20 protein-coding genes are annotated in these 25233 nt (G+C 73.4%); 11 read left to right on the forward strand and 9 right to left on the reverse strand.

The genetic code is table 11. The annotated features are described in order from the left end of the window. Window positions 1-163 precede the first annotated feature (163 nt). Entirely contained in the window at window positions 164-2239 is a 2076-nt protein-coding gene (locus M446_RS32000) for a prolyl oligopeptidase family serine peptidase (protein ID WP_012336239.1), read from the forward strand. A gap of 21 nt (window positions 2240-2260) precedes the next feature. Here the strand turns inward: M446_RS32000 and M446_RS32005 are convergent, their stop codons facing one another. Further along, window positions 2261-2497: a hypothetical protein gene (locus tag M446_RS32005; protein WP_018263218.1), complete on the reverse strand. Its 237-nt coding sequence runs from the start codon at window positions 2495-2497 to the stop codon at window positions 2261-2263. A gap of 1054 nt (window positions 2498-3551) precedes the next feature. On the opposite strand from M446_RS32005, the gene M446_RS32010 reads away from it, so the two are divergent. Genes M446_RS32010 through M446_RS32020 form a run of 3 tightly spaced genes read left to right on the forward strand, consistent with a single transcriptional unit; the run spans window position 3552 to window position 8238 of the window. After that, on the forward strand, window positions 3552-4736 hold the full coding sequence (locus M446_RS32010; protein ID WP_012336240.1) for an efflux RND transporter periplasmic adaptor subunit: 1185 nt from the start codon (window positions 3552-3554) through the stop codon (window positions 4734-4736). Further along, the gene (locus tag M446_RS32015; RefSeq protein WP_012336241.1) at window positions 4733-6715 is read left to right on the forward strand and encodes a MacB family efflux pump subunit; all 1983 of its coding nucleotides are present in this window, start codon (window positions 4733-4735) and stop codon (window positions 6713-6715) included. The genes M446_RS32010 and M446_RS32015 overlap by 4 nt, the downstream gene beginning before the upstream one ends. Further along, entirely contained in the window at window positions 6712-8238 is a 1527-nt protein-coding gene (locus tag M446_RS32020; RefSeq protein WP_012336242.1) for an efflux transporter outer membrane subunit, read from the forward strand. The genes M446_RS32015 and M446_RS32020 overlap by 4 nt, the downstream gene beginning before the upstream one ends. A 202-nt stretch (window positions 8239-8440) precedes the next feature. Here the strand turns inward: M446_RS32020 and era are convergent, their stop codons facing one another. From era to M446_RS32045, 5 genes are all read right to left on the reverse strand, one after another. Next, window positions 8441-9388: a GTPase Era gene (era, locus tag M446_RS32025; protein WP_012336243.1), complete on the reverse strand. Its 948-nt coding sequence runs from the start codon at window positions 9386-9388 to the stop codon at window positions 8441-8443. 4 nt (window positions 9389-9392) lie between these two features. Next, a complete protein-coding gene (gene rnc, locus M446_RS32030) occupies window positions 9393-10127 on the reverse strand; it encodes a ribonuclease III (RefSeq protein ID WP_012336244.1) in 735 nt (244 codons plus the stop codon). A gap of 8 nt (window positions 10128-10135) precedes the next feature. Next, window positions 10136-10927: a signal peptidase I gene (lepB, locus tag M446_RS32035; protein WP_012336245.1), complete on the reverse strand. Its 792-nt coding sequence runs from the start codon at window positions 10925-10927 to the stop codon at window positions 10136-10138. A 131-nt stretch (window positions 10928-11058) separates the two neighbouring features. Continuing rightward, a complete protein-coding gene (gene acpS, locus M446_RS32040; protein WP_012336246.1) occupies window positions 11059-11466 on the reverse strand; it encodes a holo-ACP synthase in 408 nt (135 codons plus the stop codon). Next, entirely contained in the window at window positions 11463-12221 is a 759-nt protein-coding gene (locus tag M446_RS32045; RefSeq protein ID WP_012336247.1) for a pyridoxine 5'-phosphate synthase, read from the reverse strand. Before M446_RS32045 ends, acpS begins: the two co-directional genes overlap by 4 nt. Before the next feature lie 587 nt (window positions 12222-12808). Here M446_RS32045 and M446_RS32050 point away from each other — a divergent pair. The 3 genes from M446_RS32050 (at window position 12809) to M446_RS32060 (ending at window position 16777) form a co-directional block, all read left to right on the forward strand. Further along, window positions 12809-13378 (forward strand): PRC-barrel domain-containing protein, encoded by a 570-nt coding sequence (locus M446_RS32050; RefSeq protein WP_150108774.1) that lies wholly within the window; start codon window positions 12809-12811, stop codon window positions 13376-13378. Next, window positions 13375-14715, forward strand: a complete 1341-nt coding sequence (locus M446_RS32055; protein WP_012336249.1) for an MFS transporter — start codon at window positions 13375-13377, stop codon at window positions 14713-14715. Before M446_RS32050 ends, M446_RS32055 begins: the two co-directional genes overlap by 4 nt. 298 nt (window positions 14716-15013) lie before the next feature. Further along, window positions 15014-16777: an ABC transporter ATP-binding protein gene (locus M446_RS32060; protein WP_012336250.1), complete on the forward strand. Its 1764-nt coding sequence runs from the start codon at window positions 15014-15016 to the stop codon at window positions 16775-16777. A 206-nt stretch (window positions 16778-16983) separates the two neighbouring features. Here M446_RS32060 and M446_RS32065 read toward each other — a convergent pair whose 3' ends face one another. Together M446_RS32065 and M446_RS32070 are read right to left on the reverse strand one after the other, a co-directional pair. Continuing rightward, window positions 16984-18465 carry a UdgX family uracil-DNA binding protein gene (locus M446_RS32065; RefSeq protein WP_012336251.1) on the reverse strand — a complete coding sequence of 494 codons (1482 nt, stop codon included), beginning with the start codon at window positions 18463-18465 and terminating at the stop codon, window positions 16984-16986. A gap of 4 nt (window positions 18466-18469) precedes the next feature. Beyond that, a complete protein-coding gene (locus M446_RS32070; RefSeq protein WP_012336252.1) occupies window positions 18470-19684 on the reverse strand; it encodes a putative DNA modification/repair radical SAM protein in 1215 nt (404 codons plus the stop codon). Between the two features lie 139 nt (window positions 19685-19823). Here M446_RS32070 and M446_RS32075 point away from each other — a divergent pair, with 139 nt between their 5' ends. The 3 genes from M446_RS32075 to mutL all read left to right on the forward strand — a co-directional run bounded on the left by M446_RS32075 (window position 19824) and on the right by mutL (window position 23579). Further along, on the forward strand, window positions 19824-20036 hold the full coding sequence (locus tag M446_RS32075) for a hypothetical protein (RefSeq protein WP_012336253.1): 213 nt from the start codon (window positions 19824-19826) through the stop codon (window positions 20034-20036). Between the two features lie 234 nt (window positions 20037-20270). Beyond that, window positions 20271-21572: a Gfo/Idh/MocA family protein gene (locus M446_RS32080; protein ID WP_012336254.1), complete on the forward strand. Its 1302-nt coding sequence runs from the start codon at window positions 20271-20273 to the stop codon at window positions 21570-21572. Between the two features lie 81 nt (window positions 21573-21653). Beyond that, on the forward strand, window positions 21654-23579 hold the full coding sequence (mutL, locus tag M446_RS32085) for a DNA mismatch repair endonuclease MutL (protein ID WP_012336255.1): 1926 nt from the start codon (window positions 21654-21656) through the stop codon (window positions 23577-23579). 61 nt (window positions 23580-23640) lie between these two features. On the opposite strand, the gene M446_RS32090 is transcribed toward mutL, so the two are convergent. Next, the gene (locus tag M446_RS32090; RefSeq protein WP_012336256.1) at window positions 23641-24705 is read right to left on the reverse strand and encodes an SDR family oxidoreductase; all 1065 of its coding nucleotides are present in this window, start codon (window positions 24703-24705) and stop codon (window positions 23641-23643) included. A 126-nt stretch (window positions 24706-24831) separates the two neighbouring features. Between M446_RS32090 and M446_RS32095 the strand changes: the two genes are divergently transcribed. After that, window positions 24832-25140, forward strand: a complete 309-nt coding sequence (locus tag M446_RS32095; RefSeq protein WP_012336257.1) for a hypothetical protein — start codon at window positions 24832-24834, stop codon at window positions 25138-25140. The last annotated feature ends 93 nt before the right edge of the window (window positions 25141-25233 follow it).

Here is a 25233-nt window from a genome sequence, read left to right on the forward strand (position 1 = left end):
AGCGCGTTCAAACCGCCGGCGTGTTTCAACCGTGTGACGGCGCGGATCGGTTGCAGGCCGGCCGCGGTCCGCGGCGCCGGGCCATCCCGCTCAACTGCGGGGATCTGGACGGCGCGCGGCGGGCGGTTAGGCTCGGGCGCGACGCCCTCTGCCGGACCCCGCCATGACCCCCACGCCCGATCCCCGCCCGACCCTCGCGGCGCCCGACGACGATCCCTACCTGTGGCTGGAGGAGATCGACGGGGCGCGGGCCCTGGCCTGGGTCGAGGCGCAGAACGCCGCCACCCTCGAGGCGCTCGCGGACGGGCGCCTCGCCGCCGACCGGGACGGGCTCAAGGCCGCCCTCGACCGGCCCGACAAGATCCCGGGCGTCACGCGGCGGGGCGGGCTGCTCTACAATCACTGGCAGGATGCCGACCATCCCCGCGGCCTGTGGCGGCGCACCACCCTCGCCTCCTACCGGGCGCCGGACACGGAGTGGGAGCTCCTCCTCGACCTCGACGCCCTCGCCCGCGAGGAGGGCGAGGACTGGGTCTGGGCCGGGGCCATCAGCCTGCCGGGATCGCACGACCGGGCGCTGCTCAAGCTCTCCCGCGGCGGCGGCGACGCCGCCGTGGTGCGCGAATTCGACCTGCCCTCCCGCGCCTTCGTGCCGGACGGCTTCGTGCTGCCGGAGGGCAAGAGCTATCCGGCCTGGCTCGACCGCGACACGGTGCTGCTGGCGAGTCCCCTCGGTGAGGGCATGGCGACCCTGTCGGGCTACGCCCGCACCGTCCGGCTCTGGACCCGCGGCGGCGATCCCCTGGCGGCGCCGGTCATCTTCGAGGCGCCGCCCGAGAGCATGGCGGTCCATGCCAGCCACGACCGGGAGGCGGCGCCCGAGCGCGTCGTCTTCGTCGAGCGCACCGGCTTCTTCGACGGCGTGACCCATCTCGGCGACCGGTCCGGCGCCAAGATCCGCCTCGACCTGCCGACCGATGCCGACGCGCAGTGGAGCCGGGGCGTCCTGGTCGTGCGGACCCGCTCGCCCTGGACCCTCGGCGGCACGACCCACCCGCCCGACACCCTGCTCGGCATCGGCCTCGACGCCTTCCTGGCCGGCGCGCGCGATCTCCGCGTGCTGTTCGAGCCCGGTCCCCGGCGGGCGCTGCAGGGCTTCTTCTGGTCCGGCCCCTTCCTCGTCCTGTCGGTGCTCGACGACCTGCGGGCGCGGTTCCCGGTCTTCCGGCCGGACGAGGACTGGGCGCGCGGCGAGGTCGGGGGCCTGCCGGAACTCGGGATGGTCGGCGTCTGGTCCCTCGACGCCGAGGAGGACGAGGCGAACGGCGACCTCCTCGCCGCCGCCAACGACCCGGTCACGCCGGCGACCCTGATGCTGACCCGGCCCGGCCCCGGCGGGCCGACGATCCTGCGGCAGGCGCCCGCCACCTTCTCGGCCGAGGGGCTGGTGGTGACCCGGCACGAGGCGGTCTCGGTCGACGGCGAGCGCATTCCCTACGTGCAGGCGGGGCCGCCGGGCGAGACCGGCGAGGCGCCGGTCCACCTCTCGGGCTACGGCGGCTTCCAGGTCTCGAACCTCGCCGGCTACTCGGCGGTGCTCGGCCGGCTCTGGCTGGAGAAGGGCGGCACCCGCGTGGTGGCCAACATCCGCGGCGGCGGCGAGTTCGGCACGACCTGGCACGAGGCCGGCCGCCGCGAGGGCAAGGCGCGCTCGCACGACGATTTCGCCGCGGTCGCGGCCGACCTCGTGCGCCGCGGCGTGACCCGGCCCGACCGGATCGCCGCCGAGGGCGGCTCGAATGGCGGCCTGCTCGTCGCCAACATGCTGACCCGCTACCCGGAGCGGTTCGGGGCGCTGCTCTGCACGATCCCCCTCATCGACATGCGCCGCTACCACCGGCTGCTCGCCGGGGCGAGCTGGGTGGCCGAGTACGGCGACCCGGACGCGGCGGAGGATTGGGCCTTCCTCCGGCACATCTCCGCCTACCACGTCGCCGCGCCCGGGCGGCCCTACCCGCCGATCCTGATCGCCACGACGCGGCGGGACGACCGCGTCCATCCGGGCCACGCCCGCAAGATGGCGGCGAAGCTGCAGGCCATGGGCTATCCGGCCCGCTTCTACGAGCCGGAGGCGGGCGGGCATTCCTACGGCAAGAACAGCCAGGAGACCGCGACCTTCGCGGCGCTCGGGGCGGCCTTCCTGCGGCGCGCCATCGGCTGGGAGCCGGAGGTGGCCTGAATCTCCTCCCGCGCCGGCCCGTCAGTGGTGGGTGCGGCGCAGGGCGGCCTCGACGGCGCCGCGATGCCACGCGCCGCCCCGCGGGCCCGGCACCCCCCGGGCGGTGAGCGCCCGGGCGATCCCCGCCACGCTGGTGATCCCCTCCGCCCGGATCGCCGCCAGGACGGGGGCGACCTCGCTCGCCCGCTGATCCGCGAGGGCGCGGGTCGTCGCCATGGCCTTCGCGGCCGAGGCCTTCCGGATCCGATTCAGGCTCATCGCCGCCTCACGACTCCCACCGCGAGAGGGGCGGCTCGCGGCCGGCGGGCCCGGGCGAACCGCGCGAGATGCCGGACCGGCTCGCCCGGCCCGGCCGGTGAGGAGTCGCGCCGGCTTGGTTAAAGGGGCGTTAACGACCGGGTCCGCTTCGGGACGGGCGAATACAAGGGCGTGTTCCTTGGAACAGTGTCGCTGACCGTGCGATTGCCCGGTCTGCGAAAAGGAGCAATCCCAGCGTTGCCCTCCACGGGCTTCCCGGTCACGCACCGGGCCAGGCTGCACGCGACCGACCCGCCGGAGTGGCGCGACGGCGAGATACCGCGGCGCACCGAGGTGATCGGCACTTCCCCGACAAGGCGGCGATCCGGCGGCGCGCGGGGGGCGCTCCTGCAGGAGCGGACCGACAAGTCGGTGGTGCGATGCCGCCGCTCCATGACCACGGAAAGCACCGACCTGATCGGCGAGAATTCTGACCGAGCCGGTCCGGCCGTTGCCCTGGTGGATGATCTACCAGCGACACCACGCTCCGGGTGACGATCGTGAGTGCGTCTGAAAGCAGGGTGTTGGCCAGATACATATGTGGAGTATATGGAATTTTTCGAGGACGTATGCTTTTTTCTTTGCCGCTCCACAATTCGGTTATACGGTCTCCATCACAGCAGGATATCTCATTGTAAATCTTGGGCGACATGGGTGCATCTTGGCTCGCTGTGCGGTTGTATTATCGATACTTTTCATATCACTCTCTATGTTTCTCGGCAGAGTTTATGCGGACGTTGGTGCAAACGCCTTGTCATCCAATTCATCATGAACAAACGCAGGAAATGGCCAAAGTTCGACTTCATATTTCCTCGTTTCAATCTCTGAAGACAGGGTGAACTGTTGTCAGTGAGCCGCACGACAATCATTCGCAATCCGCAGCGAGGAGTATTTCTGGAAGATGTTTTTTAGGACTCTTTTTTTGGCAAGATGTCTTCTCACGGAGATCGTTGGTTATGCGATTCCCGAAGTTCGAACATGCCGCCGACAAATCCTGCTGTCTGAATGGCGCGATATGATCAAATCGCTCGGATTGCTACTAACGCTTATTATTGCCGTTTTGGCTCTGTGGTTCGCAGTGCGCCCCAATTTTAGTGAGAAGACACCTTATATATCGGCACCGGTGCGCCGCGGAAATATCGCGCAGACCATTGCTGCAAGCGGTTCAATCGAACCCGTGCGCATCGTCAGTGTCGGCGCGCAGGTCTCCGGCCGTGTCGTGGCGCTCCACGTCCGGGTCGGACAGCAGATCGCCCGAGGCCAGATCATTGCAGAAATTGATTCCCTTCCCCAGATGAATGACTTGCAGCGTAGCGAGGCAGCCCTGAACGCCCTGCGGGCCCAGCGCGACCGCGCAGGGGTGATGCTGCACCAGGCCGAGCTCGCGTTCCACCGCCAGCGGGAGATCGCCGCGGGCAAGGCCGGAGCCCGTGCGGATTACGAGGCGGCCGAGGCCGCCTACGGGAGCGCCCAGGCCGACCTCGCGGCCCTCGACGCGCAGATCGAGGGGGCGGCGGTCAGCGTCCGCAGCGCCCGCACCAACCTCGCCTACACGCGGATCACCGCCCCGATCGACGGCACCGTCGTGGCGATCGTGACCAAGGAAGGACAGACCGTGATCGCGTCGCAGACCGCGCCGACGATCATCCGCCTCGCCGATCTCGGCACGATGTCGGTCAAGGCCAGGATCTCGGAGGCGGATATCGGCCGCGTCAGGCCCGGCATGCGGGTCCGTTTCACCACCCTGGCGCAACCCGAGCGACTCTACGAGACGATCCTGCAATCGGTCGATCCGGCCCCGGACCAGATCGCCGTCGAGACCAACGGCGCCGGTCAGGCCCTGGGCAGCGCCTCGGCCGCGAACGAGAACCCGGCCATCTCCTTCAACGCGCGCCTCGCGGTCGCGAACGAGGACGGCGCCCTCAAGCCCCTGATGACGGCGCTCGTCAGCATCGTGCTGGACGAGGCGCGGGACGCCGTCCTGGTGCCGGCCGCCGCGGTGACGCGGGCCGGGGCGCAGCAGGGGCGCCTGAGGATCCTGAACCCGGATGGCCGGCCCGAGGAGAGGCGGGTCCGCACCGGCCTCGCGAACGCGGGCGAGATCCAGATCCTCGACGGCGTCGCCCCCGGCGAGGCGGTGATCGTCGCAGGGCCGGAGGATGGCGCGCGCTTCGCCGCGTCGCGGGACCGGGCGCGATGATCCGGGCCGGCTCCCGCCACGGCGCCGAGACCGTCGACGGTCCGGGCGATTCGGCCCTGATCGAGCTGCGGGGCGCGCACCGCACCTACCGGATGGGCGACCAGGTCGTCCGGGCGCTCGACGGCGTCGACCTCGCGATCGCGGCCGGCGAGTTCGTGGCCATCGTCGGGCAATCCGGGTCCGGCAAGTCGACCCTGCTCAACCTTCTCGGCTGCCTCGACCGGCCGAGCCTGGGCCACTACCGCATCGACGGGCGCGACACGGCCGGGATCGACCCGGACGGGCTGGCGGCCCTGCGCCGCCACAGCTTCGGCTTCGTCTTCCAGAGCCACAACCTCCTGCCCCGCCTCTCGGCCGTGGCCAACGTCGCGCTGCCCGCGGTCTTCGCCGGGGAGGCCCCGGCGGAGCGCCGGAGGCGGGCCACCGCCCTGCTGACCGGGCTCGGGCTCGGCGAGCGCCTCGACCACCGCCCGGCCCAGCTCTCCGGCGGCCAGCAGCAGCGCGTCGGCATCGCCCGCGCGCTCATGAATGGCGGGCGGATCATCCTGGCGGACGAGCCGACCGGCGCCCTCGACAGCCGCACGAGCGCGGACCTCCTCGGCCTGCTCCGGGGCCTGTGCGACGAGGGCCATACGGTGGTGATCGTGACGCACGATCCGCAGGTCGCCGCGACGGCCGACCGCGTCGTCGAGATCGCCGACGGGCGGATCCGCTCCGATCGCCGGCAGCGGATCCGCCGGGACGCCCGTCCGTCCCTCCCCCGGGCTTCGGGCGGAACGCGCCGCCGGACCGATCAGGTCCGGGACGCGGCGACGAGCGCGGCCGCCACGCTGATGGCCCACCGCCTGCGCAACCTCCTCACCATGCTGGGGATCGTGATCGGGATCGCCGCCGTGATCCTCGCGGTGGCGATCGGCCAGGGCGCGCAGCAGGAGGTGCTGGCGCGGATGAGGGATCTCGGCAACAACCTCACGGAGGTGATGTCGCAATCGGCCTTCCTCGCCGGGCCGGCCGCGCAGAGCGGAGGGCTGCGGCAGGAGGATGTCGAGCGGCTCGCGGCTCTGCCCTTCGTCACGGGCGTCAGCCCGGACGCGCAGACATCGATCCTCCTGCGTCATCGCGGCCGCGGCGCCTACGCCTCGGTCTACGGCGTGGCGCCGGCCTTCTTTCGCCTCCACCAGCTGCCGATCACCTCCGGTCGGCCTCTGGAGGAGGCGGCGGCGCGCGGGGCCGATGTCGAGATCGTCATCGACGCGGCCGTGCGCGCGGCCTTGTTCGAGCCCGATCAGGATCCGCTCGGGGCCGTCATCCTGATCGGGACGGTTCCGGCGCGGGTCGTCGGCGTCGCCCGGGTCGCCGATTCGTCGCGGTACGGGCGCCGGCCCTTCGCGGCCCTATCCTACGCGGCCTTCGGCCAGCGCATCTCCGGCCAGCCCTCCTTCGCGAGCGTCACGCTGCAACTCGCCGAGGACGTGGATCGCGACGTCGCCCTGGCCGCCGTGGAGAAGCTGCTCTCGGCCTGGCGCGGCACCCCGGACGTCGTCCTGTTCGACAACGAGACGCAGCGCGAGACGATCCTGCGGGCCAGGACGGTCCTCGGGCTGGTGACCATCTCGATCGCGGGGATCGCCCTCGTCATCGCGAGCGTCGGCGTGATGAACATGATGCTGATCGCGGTGACCGAGCGCACCCGCGAGATCGGCCTGCTCATGGCGCTCGGGGCACGCCGCTCGGACGTGATGCTGCACTTCTTCGTCGAGGCTTTCACGCTCTGCGCCCTGGGCGGGGCGCTCGGGGCCGCGCTCGCCCTCGGGCTCGGCGAGGCGGGCCAGGCCCTCGGGCTGCCCTTCTCCCTCGTCTTCGGCTGGCGCAGCGTCGCGGCCGCGATCCTGAGCGCCGGCCTCTCGGGCCTGGTGGCCGGGCTCGTGCCGGCGCGCCGCGCCGCGCGGATCGACCCGGTCGAGGCCCTGGCCCGATGAGCCGGGCCGGTTCCGGCCTCGCCCGCATCCTCGCGCGGGCCCGCCGCCTCGCCCGGCGCGCGCACGGCCGTGGCTGGGCCGCCCTGCTCCTCTGCGGCGGCTGCGTGGCGGGGCCCGATTTCGTGCCGCCCGCCGCCCCCGTCATCCTCCGGTACGGGGAGCGGGCGCCCCCGCGCCGCCTGCCCGCGCCGGGCCCGGACGGGACGCAGGTCCTGCGGCCCGGGGCCGACGGCCCGCATGCGTGGTGGCGCCCGTTCGGCTCGCGCCGGCTCGACCGGCTCGTGCGCCGGGGGCTGGCGGCGAGCCCGACGGTCGAGCAGGCCGAGGCCGCCCTGCGCCAAGCCCGGAGCGACACCGAGGCCGCGCGGGCCAGCCTCCTGCCGAACCTGTCCCTCGACCTCGCGCGCCGGGGCGGCGGGGGCATCGGCCCGGCGGGGGGCGCGCTCTACGGGCTCTACGGCGCCAGCGTCGCGGCGAGCTACACGCCCGACCTGTTCGGCGGCATCCGCCGCGCCGTCGAGGCCCAGGAGGCCCGCGAGGCGGTGGCGGCCGCGCATCGCGACGCCGCCGCCCTGGCCCTGAGCGGCAACATCGTGGCGGGCGCGATCCAGGAGGCGATCCTGTCCGAGGAGATCGCCGTCTCCGAGGCGATCCTGCGCCAGGACCGGGACCAGCTCGCCCTGGTGAAGGTCCGCCACGCCGCCGGGTCCGAGCGCATCGTCAGCGTCCTGAACCAGGAGAGCCTGATCCGCTCGCAGGAGGCGGCTCTCATCGCGAGCCGGATGGCGCGGGTGCAGGCGCGCCACCGGCTCGCCGTGCTGATCGGCCTGCCTCCGAGCGCCTATGCGGAGCCGAGCTTCCGCCTCGGCGAGCTGACGCTGCCGCGGCGGGTCCCGCTCAGCCTGCCCTCCCGGCTGCTCGCGCGGCGGCCGGACATCCGCGCCGCCGCGGCCCAGCTGCACGCCGCCTCGGCCGAGATCGGCGTCGCGGCCGCGGACATGCTGCCGCGCGTCACCCTGACGGCGAATCTCGGCGCCAGCGCCGCGACGATCGCGGCCCTGGCGGCGTCGAGCGCCTGGGGGGCCGGGCTCGGCCTCGCGCAGCCGCTCCTCGACGGAGGCGCCCAAGCCGCCCGCCGCCAGGCCGCGGTCGAGGCCTACGCCGCCGCGGCGGCCGCCTATCGGGCGACGGTGCTGGCGGCGCTCCAGACCGTCGCGGATGCGCTGGCCGCGCTCGAAGCCGATGCGGGGATCCTGACCGCCGTGCTGGAGGCCGAGGCGCTGGCCCGCGACGCCCTCGCGGCCGCCCGGGTGCAGTACGAGGCCGGCGCGGTCACCTATGCCGACCTGCTGCTGAGCCAGACGCGCGCCGCCTCCGCGTCCCCGACGCGCATCGCCGCGCAGGGCCGGCGCCTCGTCGACACGGCCGCGCTGCAGCAGGCCCTCGGATGGGAGCGGGATGGGGGCGAGGCCGGACCCATGTCGCCGAAGGAAATTCGGGAGGGAGTCGAGGAGCCGGGCTGATCCGGGATCCGCTCGATCGAAGCGGATCCCGGATCACCAGCCTGCGCGGCGCCTGAGCGCGGCGCCTGAGCGAAGCCGACATCCGCATGGCCGAAATGGGAGACGGCGACGCCATCAATCGGATGCCGTATGACCCATCCGCGGTCCCGATCCCGCCTCGGGTTGGCTCGGCCGCGACGATTCGTCGAGGGGCGGGCGCCGCTCACCCGCGCGGGAAGTCCAGCCCCATCTCGCGGTAGCGCTCGGGATCGTCGGCCCAGTTCTCGCGCACCTTCACGTAGAGGAACAGGTGCACGGGCGCCTCCGCCGCCTCGGCGATCTCGACCCGGGCCGCCTGCCCGATCGCCTTGATGGTCTGGCCGCCCTTGCCGAGCACGATCTTGCGCTGGCTCTCGCGCTCCACGAAGATCGTCTGCTCGATCCGCACCGAGCCGTCGGGCCGCACCTGCCACTGATCGGTCTCGACGGTCGAGGAATAGGGCAGTTCCTCGTGCAGGCGGTCGTAGATCTTCTCCCGCGTGATCTCGGCCGCGAGCATGCGCAGGGGCGCGTCCGAGACCTGATCCTCCGGGTAGAGCCAGGGCCCCGGCGGCATCAGCCCGGCCAGCACCCGCCGCAGGTCCGCCACCCCGTCGCCGGTTAGCGCCGAGACCATGAAGGTGTGGTCGAAGGGCAGCCGCCCGTTCAGGGCGGCGGCGAGGTCGAGCAGCCGCTCCCGGGCGATCACGTCGATCTTGTTGAGCACCAGGATCTTGGGCCGGCGCAGCTCGGGCAGCCGGCCCAGCACCGCCTCCACCTCCGGGTCGACGCCCTTGCGGGCATCGACGAGCAGGCAGACCGCGTCCGCGTCCGCCGCCCCGCTCCAGGCCGAGGTCACCATCGCCCGGTCGAGGCGGCGCTTGGGCGCGAAGATCCCGGGCGTGTCCACGAACACGATCTGGGCCGCCCCTTCGATGGCGATGCCGCGCACCAGCGCCCGCGTCGTCTGCACCTTGCGGGAGACGATCGAGACCTTGCTGCCGACGAGGCTGTTGAGGAGGGTCGACTTGCCGGCATTCGGCACCCCGATCAGGGCGACGAAGCCCGCCCGGGTCTCGGCGGGGCCCCCGGACGGGTCGGGGGCGGGGGAAGGCGCGTGGGTCTCGGACATGGGATCACTCCGTAGCCGGCGTCCCCTCCTCGCGCCAGACGCCCTCGCGCCTCAGGAGGAGGCGCGCGGCCTCCTGCTCGGCGAGGCGCTTGGAGCCGCCGACGCCGAGGCTCGGCGCCACGCCGGCGACCCGCGCCTCGATGCGGAAGATCGGCGCGTGGTCGGGGCCCGCGCGCTCCACCACCGCGTAGGTCGGGGTCGGCAGGCCGAGACCCTGCGCCCATTCCTGCAGGGCGGATTTGGGGTCGCGCCCGCGCGGGCCCTCGGCCTCCTCCGCCGCCGCGAAGGCGCGGTCGATCACGGCCTTGGCCGCGGCGTAGCCCGCGTCGAGGAAGATCGCCCCCAGGATCGCCTCGCAGACGTCGGCCAGGATCGCCGGGTTGCGTCGGCCGCCGCCATGCACCTCGCCGGCCCCGAGCCGCAGGTGCGGCCCGACTTCCCAGGCCTGGGCCACCGCCGCGCAGCTCTCCCGGCGCACGAGGCCGGAGAGGCGGCGCGACAGGTCGCCCTCGTCGGCCCCGGGCAGCGCGCGCAGGAGCCCCTCGGCCACCGCCAGCCCGAGCACCCGGTCGCCCAGGAATTCGAGGCGCTGGTAGCTCTCCTCCCCGGCCCCCGCGCTCACGTGGGTGAGCGCCCGCGCCAGCAGGTCCTTGTCGTCGAAGGCGTGGCCGATCCGCCCCTCCAGGGCGGAGAGGTCGGGCCGCTCGGCCCTGCGCCGGCCCCGGCGGAGCGCGCCCATGGCGGCGGTCAGTGGATCGTGTGGAACAGGCGGCTCCAGCGCACCGTCCAGGGCCAGTTCCAGATCTGGAGCGGCGAGGCGCCCTCGTCGATCGAGAAGAAGATCACCTCGGCCCGCCCGACCAGGTTCTCGAAGGGCACGTAGCCGACGCTGCCGAGGTCGCGCGAATCCGTGGAATTGTCGCGGTTGTCGCCCATCATGAAGAAGTGGCCGGGCGGCACCGTGTAGACGTTGGTGTTGTCCCACAGCCCGCGGTCGCCGTCGCGCTCGATGATCTGGTGCGACACCCCGTTCGGCAGGGTCTCGACGTATTGCGGCACCTGGGTGGGCTGCCCGAACGCGTCGGTGGTGACGTAATCCTGAACCTGCTCGCGCTTCACCGGCTTGCCGTTGATGTTCAGGAGGCCGTTGATCATCTGGATCCGGTCGCCCGGCAGCCCGATCACCCGCTTGATGTAGTCGGTCGCGTTGTCCTTGGGCAGCTTGAACACCACGATGTCGCCGCGCTTCGGCTCGGCGCCCCAGATCCGGCCGTGCATCTCGAAGGGCAGGTAGTCGCTCAGCGGCAGCGAGTACTTCGAGTAGCCGAGAGAGTATTTCGAGACGAAGAGATAGTCGCCGATCAGCAGGGTCGGCACGAGGGAGCCGGAGGGGATGTTGAAGGGCTGGAACAGCAGGGTGCGCACCACGACCGCGATCAGCAGCGCCTGGAGGCCGACCTTCACGAACTCCTTGACCGACTCCCAGGGGCCCGCCTCCTTGGCGGGCTTCAGGTCCGGGTTGATGCGCACGCGATCCATATTCCTCGTCTCCGGCGGTCCGTCATCTCGCCGTGGCGACCGCCGAGACGCGGGCGAGCTAGCCGCGGTGCGCGGGGTCTAGACCAACGCCCGACCGCCCGCAACGCGCCGCGCGCCGCGGGTGAATCGCCTCAACACGATTCGTCCCGCAGGGCCTCGATCACCACGAAGGCCTGGGCGAGGGGCGGGTCGTCGGTCAGGCTGACGTGGAGCCGCGCCCGGTGCCCCGGCGGGACGAGGGCGGCGAGGCGCGCCGCCGCGCCGCCCGTGAGCCGCAGCGTGGGCGCCCCCGAGGGCAGGTTGACCACCTCCATGTCGCGCCAGAACACGCCCTGGCTCAGGCCGGTGCCGAGGGCCTTGGCGCAGGCCTCCTTGGCGGCGAAGCGCCGCGCGTAGGAGGGCGCGCGGGCCGCCCGGCGGTCGCTGCGCGCCCGCTCGCCCGGCGTGAAGACCCGTTGCGTGAAGCGCTCGCCGAACCGCTCCAGGGAGCGCTCGATGCGGCGGATGTCGCAGAGGTCGGAGCCGATGCCGACGATCACGCCGCCGCCCCGGCCCGGGCCGCGTCCATGGCGGCCCGCATCGCCCGCACCGCCTCGGCGAAGCCGACAAAGACGGATTCGGCCACGATGGCATGGCCGATGTTCAGTTCGCGCAGCTGCGGGATCGCCGCGACCGGCCCGACGCTGTCGAGGGTGAGCCCGTGCCCGGCATGGACCTCCAGGCCGAGGTCGCTGCCATGGGCCGCGGCGCGGGCGAGGCGGGCGAGTTCGCGCCGGGCCTCCGCGGCATCCCCGGCCGCGACCGCCTCGCAGTAGCGGCCGGTATGAAGTTCGACCACCGGCGCCCCGAGGCCGCGCGCCGCCTCCATGATGTGCACGTCCGGCTCGACGAAGAGCGAGACCCGGATGCCGGCCTCGCGGAGCCGCACCACCGCGGCGCGCACCGGCTCGCGGGCCGCGACGATGTCGAGCCCGCCCTCGGTGGTGCGCTCCTCGCGCCGCTCGGGCACGAGGCAGGCGGCGTGGGGGCGAAGCCCGACCGCGATCCCGACCATCTCCTCGGTGATCGCCATCTCCAGGTTCAGCGGCCGGTCGATCTCGCGCTTGAGGCGTTCCACGTCCTCGTCGCGGATGTGGCGGCGGTCCTCGCGCAGATGCGCGGTGATCCCGTCCGCCCCGGCCGCGACCGCCAGGTGGGCGGCGCGCAGGGGATCCGGGATCACGCCGCCGCGGGCGTTCCGCAGGGTGGCGATGTGGTCGATGTTGACGCCGAGGCGAAGGGGGGACGGGGACATCGGTCGCGGGCTCCCGGGATCGGCGCGGTGTAGCGGAGCGCGGGCGGCGGGGCCAGGGCTCCTCTCCCTGCCTTTCGTCTCCCGGCCCCCCGAATCCGGGCGCGCCGCCTGGACACCTCGCGAGGGCCTCGCCAAGGATGGCCGTGCGGCGGCGCGGGAGGACGGCTCATCCGAGATTCCTTCGGCGCGCGCGAGACGCCACGATGAGGCTGGGCCGGCCGCATGCCCGCCCCGGAGACGGTATCACCATGCTTGCTCGACGGCCCGGCCGCGGCGGTCGCCCGAATGCCCGGCTGCCCCGACCCCACAACTTCGCCCCGATCACCGGCTACGCACTATCCGTCGGCACCGCCGCGGAACCGAACGGAACCGTGGCGGTTGCCGGTCGAACGGCGGCCGCAGCCAGACGAGGAGCACGCGTGGTCACGATCCTGAGGATGGCCGTCCCGGCGCTCGCGGCCCTCTGGGCCGTGGCCGCTTCGGCACAGACCGGGTCAGCGCCGCAGGCCCCGCTCCCCTCGGCGCCCGCTGCCCCTGCCCAGGTGGCGCCTGCCCAGGTGGCGCCTGCCCAGGTGGCGCCTGCCCAGATGGCCCCTGCCCAGATGGCCCCTGCTCAGGTGGCCCCTGCCCCGGCTTCTCCGCCTCCGGCCGCCCAGGTCCAGGAGGCGCCCGCCCCGGCCAAGGCCCCGGAGGCCGGCCCCGGGGCGCCGTCCCCGGCCGCGCCGCCCGCGGCTCCGGCCGCGCAGGCTCCCGCCGCGCCGGTGCCGGCCCCGCCTCCGGTTCCGGCCGGGACGCCCGCGACCGTCCTCGATACCAAGGATTACGACGGCGTGCTGGGCAAGCCGGTGCGCAGCGCCGCCGGCGAGGACATGGGCCGCATCATCGACATCATCGTCGACAAGGACGGGCGTCCCCGCGCGGCGATCATCGATTTCGGCGGCTTCCTCGGCGTCGGCTCGCGCAAGATCGCGGTCGACTGGCGCGCCCTGCACTTCGCGGCCGACAACAAGCCGGGCCGCGCGGTGCTGCAGCTCACCCGCAACCAAGTGCGCGTCTCCCCCGAGTACAAGCCCGGCGATCCGATCGTGGTGCTGGGGCCGGCCTCGCCGGCGCCCGACCCCGACCAGGCCGCCGCACGCAATCCCCCCGAGAAATGACGGCGGCGCGACGATCCCAGCGCCGGGCCGCCGGCCACCGGGAGGTGCCCCGCTACGAGCCGCGGCCGGAGGCGGGCCGCGAGCCGGCGCGCGCGCCCTCGCCCGCGCCGCTCCCGGCCACGCGGCGGGAGAAGCACGCCCCCTCGGCGGCGAGCGCGCGCGGGCTCGACGCCTTCACGTTCTTCGTGGCCAACCTCCAGACCGGCTTCGGACCCTTCGTGGCCGTGCACTTCACGGCCCACCAGTGGACGCAGGCCGATATCGGCCTCGTCCTCACCATCGGCGGCCTGTTCAGCCTGCTCGGGCAGGTGCCCGGCGGCGGCTTCGTCGATTGGGTGCGCTCGAAGCGCGCCGTGGCGGCCCTCGCGGTGGGGGTGATCGGGGCGAGCGCGGCGGGCCTCGGCCTCTACCCGACCTTCCTTGTCGCGGCCCTCGCCATGGCGGCCCATTCGCTCGCCAGCTGCGTGCTCACGCCCGCCATCGCGGCGATCAGCCTCGGCCTCTCCGGCCATGCCCGGCTCGGCGAGCGCCTCGGCCGCAACGCCCGCTTCTCCTCGATCGGCAACGCCCTGGCGGCGGCCGGCATGGGGGCCTGCGGCTACTACCTGTCGAACGCCGCCGTGTTCTACGTGACCGCGGCCCTGGTCGTGCCGACGCTGGTGGCGCTCTCCACGATCCGCGCGGGCGAGATCGAGGTGGTGCGGCCGCAGGGGCGCGACGGTGCCCCGCCCCCGAGCGGATGGGCGGGCCTGCGGCTCCTCCTCACCAACCGGGCCCTGCTCTGCTTCGGCGCCTGCATCCTGCTGTTCTACGTCGCCAACGCGGCGATGCTGCCCCTGGTCGGCAGCGTGCTGACCATGCGGGCGAGCCAGACCGCCACCATCCTGATCGCCGCCTGCATCATGGCGCCCCAGATCGTCCTCGCGCTGATCGCCCCGGCGGTCGGCCGGGCGGCCCAGACCTACGGGCGGCGCCCGCTCCTCGTCCTGGGCTTCGCCGCCCTGCCCCTGCGCGGGATCCTGTTCGCCTACGCGCAGGAACCCGAGGTGCTGGTGCTGATCCAGGTGCTCGACGGCGTCTCGGCGGCGGTGATCGGCGTGATGGTCCCGCTCGTGGTCGCGGACGTGACCCGCGGCACCGGGCGCTTCAACCTCGCCCTCGGGGCGGTCGGCACCGGCATGGGGATCGGCGCGGCGCTCAGCACGACCCTGTCGGGTGCGATGGCGGACCATCTCGGCACCCATGCGGCCTTCCTGGGGCTCGCCGGCGTGGCCGTCCTGGCCCTGCTGCTGCTGCTCCTCGTGATGCCGGAGACCCGGCGCGGGCGCGGGGCCTGAGCGTCTCCGGCCGGAGGGCGCCTCGCCGGCGCCGCGTCGCCCGACCGCTGCGTGGCCCGCGCGTCACAGGAGAGCCCGGTTCGCTGCCCTGCGGCAGCGCCTCCCGCATCGCGGCGAGCCCGCTCAACTCCCGTTCATGTAGGCGCGCTATAAAACCGGACGGCCGATATTTTTTGCCTGCAACATAAGGCGACGCTTCCGCGTTGCGGCTTTGGCGGATGGCCGGGAGCGCCCGGCCCATTCCCGTCCGTTTCACGACCGGCCGCACGCGGGCGAAGAACCGGGATCGATCGTCACGATGGATGACCTCTGCGCCTACGCTGAACGGCCCTGGGCCTTCGTGGCCCGCTACCTTCGCCGCCGCGTGGTTCCCCACGCGGCCATCGTCGTGTCGGTGCTCGCCGCCGTCGCCTGCTCGGTGAGCACGCAGTACGGGCTCAAGGGCGTGGTCGATGCGCTCGGCAAGGGGCCGCAATCGGGCGAGATCTGGGGGGCGCTCGCCGTCCTGATCGCCTTCATCGGCGCCGACAACATGCTCTGGCGGGTGGCGAGCCTGATCGCGAGCTTCACCTTCGTGGCGGTGACCGGCGACATCCGCCGCGACCTGTTCCGGCACCTGACCGGCCACTCGCCCTCCTACTTCGCCGACCGGCAGCCCGGCACGCTGGCGAGCCGCATCACGGCGACCTCGAACGCGATCTTCACCGCCGAGAACATGTTCGTCTGGAACGTGATGCCGCCCTGCGCGGCCGCCTTCGGGGCGATCCTGTACGTGGGCGCGGTCTCGCTGCCGATGGCGGCGGGGCTCCTGGTGATCTGCGGCGGCGTCGTGGTGCTGATGTTCCGCATCGCCGCCGCCGGCAAGCCGCTCCACCACGAATTCGCCGAGAAGGCGGCCGCCGTCGACGGCGAGATGGTCGACCTCGTCAGCAACATGCCGCTGGTGCGCGCCTTCTCGGCCTTCAAGCGGGAATTCGTGCGCTTCGACGGCACGATCGGCACCGAGATGCGGGCGCGCCGCCGCAGCCTGCTCTACCTGGAGAAGCTGCGCATCATGCACGCGGTCATCACCGTGGTGGCGGTGCTCGGCCTTCTCTACTGGGCGGTGCGGATGTGGGAGGTGGGTTCGGCGACCGCCGGTCAGGTGGTGCTGGTCTGCACCCTCGGCATCACGATCCTGGCCGCGACCCGCGACCTCGCGGTCGCCCTGGTCGACGTCACGCAGCACACCGCGAGGCTCTCGGAGGCGCTCACCACCCTGCTGCAGCCCCACGACCTGCGCGACCACCCGGAGGCGAAGCCCCTCGTCGGCGAGGGCGCGCGGCTGGATTTCGAGCACGTCGGCTTCAGCTACCCGGACGGGCGCGAGGTCTTCAGCGACTTCAACCTCACGATCGAGCCCGGGCAGAAGGTCGGCCTGGTCGGGCGCTCGGGGGGCGGCAAATCGACGCTTTTCACCCTGCTGCAGCGCTTCTACGACCCGCAGAGCGGGCGCATCCTGATCGACGGCCAGAATATCGGCCGCGTCACGCAGGAGAGCCTGCGCGAGGCGATCACCGTGGTGCCGCAGGACATCTCGCTGTTCCACCGCTCCTTGCGCGAGAACATCCGCTACGGCCGGCCGGATGCGACGGACGAGGAGGTCTGGGCGGCGGCCGAGGCCGCGCGCTGCACGGATTTCATCAGTGACCTGCCGCAGGGCTTCGACACGATCGTGGGCGACCGCGGCGTGAAGCTCTCGGGCGGCCAGCGCCAGCGCATCGCGGTGGCCCGCGCCATCCTCAAGGACTCGCCGATCCTCCTCCTCGACGAGGCGACCTCCGCCCTCGACACCGAGTCGGAGGAGGCGATCCGCGAGGCGCTGCACAACCTGATGCAGGGCCGCACGGTGATCGCCATCGCGCACCGCCTGTCGACCCTGAAGGATTTCGACCGGATCGTGGTGCTCGACGGGGGCCAGGTGATCCAGGACGGCTCGCCCGAGCGGCTGATCCATCTCGACGGCTTCTACCGCGACCTGATCCAGCGCGAGACGCTCAAGCTGTCGCGCGAGGCGGCCTGAGCGGGGCGGCGCGAGGGCGCGCTGCGAATCGCGAGCGGCCGCAACCGGTTCGGGGGCGGTCCGCATCCGTTTGATCAATCCCGGCCCGTGACGGTCGCGTGCGCGGCCCCTTTCGCGCGCAGCGCCGGAACACCGGCGCAAGTCCTTGGCGCAAGTCCCTGGCCCAAGTCCCTGGCTCAAGTCCCCGGGCGCGTCGCGCTCCGCCCCTACGCCGCCCCGGCGAGTTCCTGCGCCAGCATTCGCACCCGGCGCAGATCGTCCACGAAACCCGCATAGGCCTCGGCCTTCGCCTCCTCGGGCAGGCGCAGCAGGTAGGAGGGGTGCACGGTGACGAAGCCCGCATAGGGTTTGCCGTCGAACCGGGCCGGGCCGCGGGCCCGGGTGATCGGGATCGCCTTGCCGGTCAGCGCCAGCACCGCCGTCGCCCCGAGCGCGACGACGAGGCGCGGATGCACGAAGCCGAGCTCCCGGTCGAGCCACCAGCGGCCATGCGCGACCTCCCCGGCGGTCGGCTTCTGGTGGATGCGCCGCTTGCCGCGCTCCTCGAACTTGAAGTGCTTGACCGCATTCGTGAGATAGCAGGAACCACGCGCGAGGCCGGCCTCCTCCATCGCCCGGGTGAGGAGCTGCCCCGCCGGGCCGACGAAGGGCCGCCCCAGCCGGTCCTCCTGGTCCCCGGGCTGCTCGCCCACGAAGGCGATCGCGGCGCCGACCGGTCCCTCGCCCAGCACCGCCTGCGTCGCCCCCGGCACCAGCGGTTCGGAGCGCCGGATCAGGGCGTTCAGGGCCTCGAGATCCTCCGGTCCCTGCGCCGCCATGGCGTCGAGGGCGCGGGTGGGCGTGCGTTTCCGCGGCATGGCGGGCTCCCTCTCGATCATCGCGGCGACGCGGCGGCGCGCGTTGCGCACGAGGTCGGGAATCGCCGCCGCCTCGGGCAGGTTGCGCCAGTACTTCTTGGGCATCTCCGCCCGCATCGCCGCGAGGTTGGTCCGGGCCGGGTTGAAGGTGCTGGCGTAATAGGCGCTCCAGCCGGCCTCGAAGGCGTCGCCGGCGGGCAGCGCCTCGCGCCGCTCGGGTGGGCCGAAGCGCAGGCGCGCGCCGTCCCAGTGGGCCGAGCCCTCGGGCGTCAGGATCAACCAGTCGAAGCCCGGGAAACGCGCCACGAAGAACGGCGCGGCCGCCTCCAGGATGTGGTGGTCGGGCTCGAACCACGCGGCGAAGCGCTCCCGCTCTCCCTCGCCGGGCACGCGCCGGAAGCGCAGGAAGGCGTGCATCTTGTGCAGGTCGCGCGCGACCGCTCGGCGCATGCGCGTCAGCCGGTGGACCAGGGGATCGCTCGCCACCTCGGGGAGGTGGCGCTCGCCCCGCCGCACCCGCCAGATCAGCTGGTAGAGCAGCGCGTAGCGCGCCTCGTCCCGGTGGGGCACGATCGCGGGCACCAGCGCCGCCACGGCCCGCGGCAGGGCGAGCGGGGGCGCCGGCCCGGCCTCCTCGGACGCGCGCGCCGCCTCGGCCCCGAACAGGCCGGGCTCGGCCCCGAACAGGCCGGGTTCGGGCCCGAACAGGCCGGGGGCCCCGCCCTGCGTGAAGGTCACCGCCTCGGGAGGGCACTCCTCCGCCGCGAGGCGGCGCACCGCGGCCCGGAACCCTTCGAGGTCGGCGCCGGGCCTCAGCGGGATGCTGCGCACGGCCTCACCCGAACAGGGAGAGCTGGCGCGGCGGCTCGGCGAGGCGCGCCCGCAGGTCGGACCGGTCGGTCAGCCGGGTCGGGGCATGGTCGGCGGCGATCAGGAAGGGCCGCGCGCGCTTCAGGCCCGAGGTCAGCCGCGCCACGTCCGCGAGGCGAAGCCGGGTGTGGCGGCGCGCCGCCACGATCCGGTCCACCGCCCGCACGCCCAGGCCCGGCACCCGCAGCAGCAAGTCCCGGTCGGCCCGGTTGACGTCGACGGGGAACCGCTCGCGGTGCTTGAGCGCCCAGGCGAGTTTGGGGTCGATGTCGAGGGCGAGCATGCCCGCCTCGGTGGCGTCCGCCACCTCCTCGGGGGCGAAGGCGTAGTACCGCAGGAGCCAATCCGCCTGGTAGAGCCGGTGCTCGCGGGCGAGGGGCGGCGCCTGCGGCGGCAGGATCGCGGAGGCGTCCGGGATCGGGCTGAAGGCCGAGTAGTAGATGCGCCGCAGGTCGTGGCTGGCGTAGAGGGCGGCGCTGCGGCGGATCAGGGCGGCGTCGGTCGAGGAATCGGCCCCGACGATGACCTGGGTCGATTGCCCGGCCGGGGCGTAGCGGCGCTTCTCCGCCCTGCCCTGCGCGATGCGCTCGCGCATCTGGCCCATCGCGGCCTCGATCGCGGCGCCGTCCTTCTCGGGGGCGAGCCGCTCCAGGCTCGCCTCGGTGGGGAGTTCGAGGTTGATCGAGAGCCGGTCGGCGTAGAGGCCCGCCTGCTCGATCAGCCAGGGGCTGGCCTCCGGGATCGTCTTGAGATGGATGTAGCCGCGGAATCCGTGCCGCTGGCGCAGGCCCTTCGCCGCCCGGATCAGCTGCTCCATCGTGTGGTCGGGCGAGCGGACGATCCCCGAGGACAGGAACAGCCCCTCGATCATGTTGCGCTTGTAGAACTCCACCGTGAGGGTGATCACCTCCTCCACCGTGAAGGCGGCCCGCCGCACGTTCGAGGAGCGCCGGTTCACGCAATAGGCGCAGTCGAACAGGCAGTAATTGGTGAGCAGGATCTTCAGCAGCGAGACGCAGCGCCCGTCCGGCGTGTAGGCGTGGCAGATCCCCGCCCCCGTCGTCGAGCCGAGTTCCCCGGCCGCGGCGCGGCGCTTCGGCGCCCCCGAGGAGGCGCAGGAGGCATCGTACTTCGCCGCGTCGGCGAGGATGGTGAGCTTCTTGGCGAGCCGGTCGTCCATGCGCCGAGACTGCGCGCTGTTCCCTGTTTGTTCAAGGCGACCTTTTGGCGCCCGCGCCGCGGGCGCGGTCGCGCGGCGCTGCGGAACCGGCCGGCCGCGGCGTCCGTTCTCTGGAAGAATTCCAATCACGGAGATGCAGATGGCGAGTTCCGAGACCGGCATGGCCTGCCAGAGCTGCCGCTACTACGACACCCGCAAGCTCAATGCGGGCCGGCCCCAGGGCGACGAGGGCCTGTGCCGCTTCAACCCGCCGGTGAGCCAGCCCGAGCCGCAGGGGCACGGCCTCTGGCCGGTCGTCTCGGCCTCCGACTGGTGCGGCCACTACTCGCCCCAGATGATGGCCGGCGAGTAGGCCGCCCGCCCGCGAAGCGGAGTTGCGCCCGGCAACTCCGCTCAGCTCTTGTTCTTGCAACATTTTTGCTGACGCGGTCCTTCGGTTCGCCGCCGAAAAGGTGACCGCTCCGGCGCATGATGCTCAGGACCGAAGGACCGCCCCCGGGCGGTCCTTCGCGCGTCCGGAGCGGCGCTCCGCGCGGCCGGAACCGCGCCCGTCGGGGGGACGTTGGCCGCCGATCCCGCAACCACCATGGCGAGCCGCATGCCGGACGACCTGACCCTCCTCTCGCGCCGAACCCTGATGCTGGCCGGGGGCGCGACGCTCGCCGCGATGGGCGGCGCGCAGGGCGCCGAAGCCCCCGTCGATACGGGGCGGGTGGAGAACGGCCGCGTCACCTTCCCGAACTGGCGCGGGCCCTCCGACCGGCCGGGCGCACCGCCGCGCGCGCCGCTGCTGCCCGCCGAGCGGGTCGGATTCGCGGTGGTCGGCCTCGGGCGACTCAGCCTGGAGGAGATCCTGCCGGCCTTCGGCGAGACCCGGAAGGCGCGGCTGGTGGCGCTGGTCTCGGGCAGCCCCGACAAGGCCAAGCTCGTCGCGGCCCAGTACGGCGTCCGGCCCGAAGCCGTCCACGGCTATGACGGGTTCGCGGCGCTGCGGGCCAATCCCGAGGTGCAGGTGGTCTACGTGGTGACGCCGAACGGGCTCCACCGCGACCACGTGCTGGCCGCCGCCGCGGCCGGCAAGCACGTCCTGTGCGAGAAGCCGATGGCGGCCTCCTCGGCCGAGGCCCGCACCATGATCGACGCCTGCGCCACGGCCGGCGTCAAGCTGATGATCGCCTATCGCTGCCAGTACGAGACCCACAACCGCGAGGTCACGCGCCTCACCCGCGGCGGCGCGCTCGGCCGGCCGAAGCTGATCGAGGCGATCAACACCCAGACCATGAGCCTGCCCGAGCAGTGGCGCCTCAGGCGGGCGCTGGCGGGCGGCGGGGCGCTGCCGGATATCGGCCTCTACTGCCTCAACGGGGTGCGGGCGCTCACCGGCGAGGAGCCGGTCTCGGTCCAGGCGCAGATCCACTCGCCGCCGGACGATCCCCTCTACCGCGAGGTCGAGGAGACGGTGGCCTTCACCCTGCGCTTCCCGTCGGGCGTGATCGCGCAATGCACGACGAGCTACGGCGCCCACGAGACCCGCCGCCTCTCGGTCCAGGGCGAAACCGGGGCGATCACCCTCGAGAACGCCTTCGCGTATGAGGGCCAGCGCCTGATCCTCCACCATCGCGAGGGCCGCGCGGAGGCCCGCGAGGAGCGCGCGCTGCCGGTCCACAACCAGTTCGCCCGCGAGATCGACCACATGGCGACCTGCGTGCGCGAGAACCGCACGCCGCACACGCCCGGGGAGGAGGGTTTGCAGGACCACCTCCTGATGGAGGCGATCTACGAGGCGGCCCGCAGCGGCGGGACGCTGACCCTGAAGCCGCCCGAGCGCCCGCTGCGCAAGGGGCCGCTCGACCTGACCCGCGGGCCGGAGCCCGACGAGGCGAGCTGAGGCGGGCGATCGCGGCTCCCCCCGTCGCCGGACCGCCGGGCGGCGGTCGCGCGCGGCCGCCCGCATGCCTATATTCCGCTCATGCTCGTCGCGCCCCCCGCCCGCCCGGTCGTCCGCCGCCTCGATCCGGTCCTCGTCGACCGCATCGCGGCCGGCGAGGTGGTCGAGCGGCCCGCTGCCGCCGTCAAGGAACTGGTCGAGAACGCCATCGATGCCGGCGCCACCAGCATCGAGGTCACGATCCAGGCCGGGGGGCGCCGCCTGATCCGGGTCGTCGACGACGGCATCGGCATGAGCGCGGAGGATCTCGCCCTCGCGGTCGAGCGCCACGCCACCTCGAAGCTGCCGGACGGCGACCTCGACCGCATCGACACGCTCGGCTTCCGCGGCGAGGCCCTGCCCTCGATCGGCGCCGTGGCGCGGCTCTCCCTGGTCTCGCGCACGGCGGAGGCCGCGAGCGGCCACGGCCTGGTGGTCGATGCGGGGATCAGGGGGCCGGTGCGGCCGGTCGCGGCCGAGCGCGGCACCCGGGTCGAGGTCACGGACCTCTTCGCCGCCACGCCGGCGCGGCTGAAATTCCTGAAATCCGACCGCGCCGAGGCCGGCGCCGTGGCGGAGATCCTGCGGCGCCTCGCCGTCGCCCACCCGCAGATCCGCTTCACCCTGCGGGGCGAGAGCGGCGGAGGCGGCTTCGTGCTGCCGGCCGAGACCGGGCCGGGCTCCTGGCTCCGGCGCCTCGCGGCCGTGCTCGGCCCGGACTTCGCCGAGAATTCCGCGCCGCTCAGCCTGGAGCGGGAGGGCTTCGCCCTCGACGGCCATGTCGGCCTGCCGACCTTCCACCGGGCGGCGGCGACCCACATGCATTTCGTGGTGAATGGCCGGCCCGTGCGCGACCGCCTGCTCCTCGGCGCCGTGCGCGGCGCCTACGCGGACGTGATGGCCTCCGACCGCCACCCGGTGCTGGCGCTCGCCCTCACCTGCGACCCGACGCAAGTCGACGTGAACGTGCACCCGGCCAAGACCGAGGTGCGCTTCCGCGAGCCGGGACTGGTGCGCGGCCTGATCGTCAACGCGATCCACGAGGCGCTGCGCCGCGAGGGCGGGCGCAGCGCCGCCAGCGTCGCGGCCAGGACCCTGGAGAGCCTGCGGCCGGCCCAGACGCCGCTGCCGATGCAAGCGCCGCTGGCGGCCCGCAGCGCGTCCCCCGACGCCCGCCGGTCGGATCCGCCGCGCGGCGGCCGGGCCGAGCCCTTCGCCCAGGACGGGCCCTTCGCCCAGGACGGGCCGGGCCCGAGCCCCGACGGTCGGGAGCCCTTCGGCGCACAGGCCGGGCCGCCGCCCGGCTTCGCGGAGGCCGCCCAGGCGAGCTTCGCCGCCGAGGCGCTGCCGCCCGCCGCCGAGGCCCGGCCGCCCGCGCCGGAGACCCCCGCCCATCCCCTCGGGGCCGCCCGGGCGCAGCTGCACGAGACCTACATCGTGGCGCAGACGAGGGACGGCATCGTCATCGTCGACCAGCACGCGGCCCATGAGCGCCTCGTGTACGAGCGCCTCAAGCGCGAGCGCGAAGCGGGCGGCATCGCCCGCCAGCTCCTGCTGATCCCCGAGGTGGTGGAACTCGACCCCGCCGAGGCCGACCGCCTCGCCGAGGCGGCCGAGGACCTCGCGGCGCTCGGCCTGGTGCTCGAGGGTTTCGGGCACGGGGCGGTGCTGGTGCGCGAGGTGCCGGCGGCTCTGGCCGGGGGCGGCGTGCGGGCGCTGCTCACCGACGTGGTCGACGTGCTGCAGGAGGGCGGCGCCGACCCGCTGGCGCGCCGCCTCGACGCGGTGCTGTCGCGGATGAGCTGCCACGGCTCGATCCGGGCCGGGCGGCGCCTGCGGCCCGAGGAGATGAACGCGCTCCTGCGCGAGATGGAGGCGACGCCCCTGTCGGGCCAGTGCAACCACGGCCGCCCGACCTACGTGGAGTTGAAGCTCCACGACATCGAGCGCTTGTTCGGGCGGCGCTGATCCGCGCGGCGCGTGAGCGACGCCGACATCCGCATGGCGACGCAATCCGTCGGATCTCGGATCACGGGATCACCCGCGCCCGCCGCAGGGCCGCGAAGAGGTCGAAGAAGGAGTCGTCGCTCGGCTGGTAGTCGAGGAAGCCGAGGCGGCGGCTCTTCGCCATGTCGGTCACGACCTCGATCGGCCGGCCGAGATCGGCATCCGTGTGCCAGGCCGAGGCCAGCCGCCCGAGATCCGGCTCGACGAGGTCGTGCCGGCGGGCGATCTCGGCCCAGAGCGGGCCCGCATCGGCGAGCTGGCGGGCGAGGGGCGTGACCTCGCCGGGGAAGGGCGCCGGCGCGATCCCGAACCAGCCGGCGATGCGCTCCCACATCCAGCTCCAGCGGAAGACGTCGCCGTTCACGACGTTGAAGGCTTGGTCGCGGGCGGCCGGGTTCGTGGCGGCCCAGGCGAGGTGACGGGCGAGCAGCCGGGCGTCGGTCACGTCGGTGAGCCCGTTCCACTGCGCGGCCGAGCCCGGGAAGACGAAGGGGCGGCCGGTCTCGCGGCAGAGCGTGGCGGTGACCGCGAGCGTCACGCCCATGTTCATGGCGTTGCCGAGGGCGAAGCCGATGATCGTGTGCGGCCGGTGCACGCTCCAGCCGAACCCGTCCCGCGCGGCGGCGGCGAAGACCTCGTCCTCCTGCGCGTAATAGAAATTCTCGACGGGAAGCCGCGGCTGCTCCTCCCGGAAGGGCGTTGGCGGCAGCCGGCCCGTCCCGTAGGACTCGAACGGGCCGAGATAGTGCTTGAGGCCGGTGACGAGGGCGACGTGCCGCAGGCCCCCCGCGGGGCGCAGCGCGTCGAGGAGGTGGCGGATCATCGCGGCGTTGACCCGGATATTCTCGGCCTCGGTCGCCTGCCGCAACCAGGTGGCGAAGAAGACGTGGCTCGGGCGCAGATCCGCCACCGCCGCCGCGAGGCCGCGCGGGTCGAGGAGGTCGGCGGCGACGGGGCGCAGCCCCGCGATCTCGCCCGGCGGATGGCGGGCGAGGCCCGCCACCGACCAGCCCTCGCCGAGGAGGTGCCGCGCGAGGTTGCTGCCGACGATGCCGCTGGCGCCGACCACCAGTGCCGAATGGGTCATGGATCCTGCCGAGCGTTCGGGGGAATGCCCCGACAACGCGGGGTGCGGCGGATGGGTGCCGGGTCCGCGGCCGGAACGGGGCCGCCCGCCTGCGGTTGCCCGTCACGACCTCACGGAGTCCCGCAGATGACGAAGCCGATCCTCGTTGCCCTCGCCGCCCTCCCCCTCCTCGCCGCGCCGGTCCTGGCGCAGGGCATCAACAACGGCTCGGGCGCCGCCCCGGCGGCGCCGAGCCACACGGGTTCGGGCATGTCGAGCCAGCCGCCGGGCAGCGGCATCGGCGGCAACAATCCGGGCAGCATGGGCTCGACCGGCACCCAGGGCGCGAGCGGCGGCAATATGGGGCCGAACAGCACCTCGGTGAGCCAGCACCCGACCGGCAGCGGTGCCCCGGGCACCGGCCCGGGCAGCGCCTCGGGCAACCCGCACAAGTAGGCGGCGGCCCGCGCGCCGCGGGGGGCTTGCCCTCCCGGCGCGGGCCTCGTCCCGGCGTGAGCGGAGCCCGCGCTCACGCAAACGCGTCCCCCC

The organism is Methylobacterium sp. 4-46 (assembly GCF_000019365.1).
Classification (GTDB): Bacteria; Pseudomonadota; Alphaproteobacteria; order Rhizobiales; family Beijerinckiaceae; genus Methylobacterium.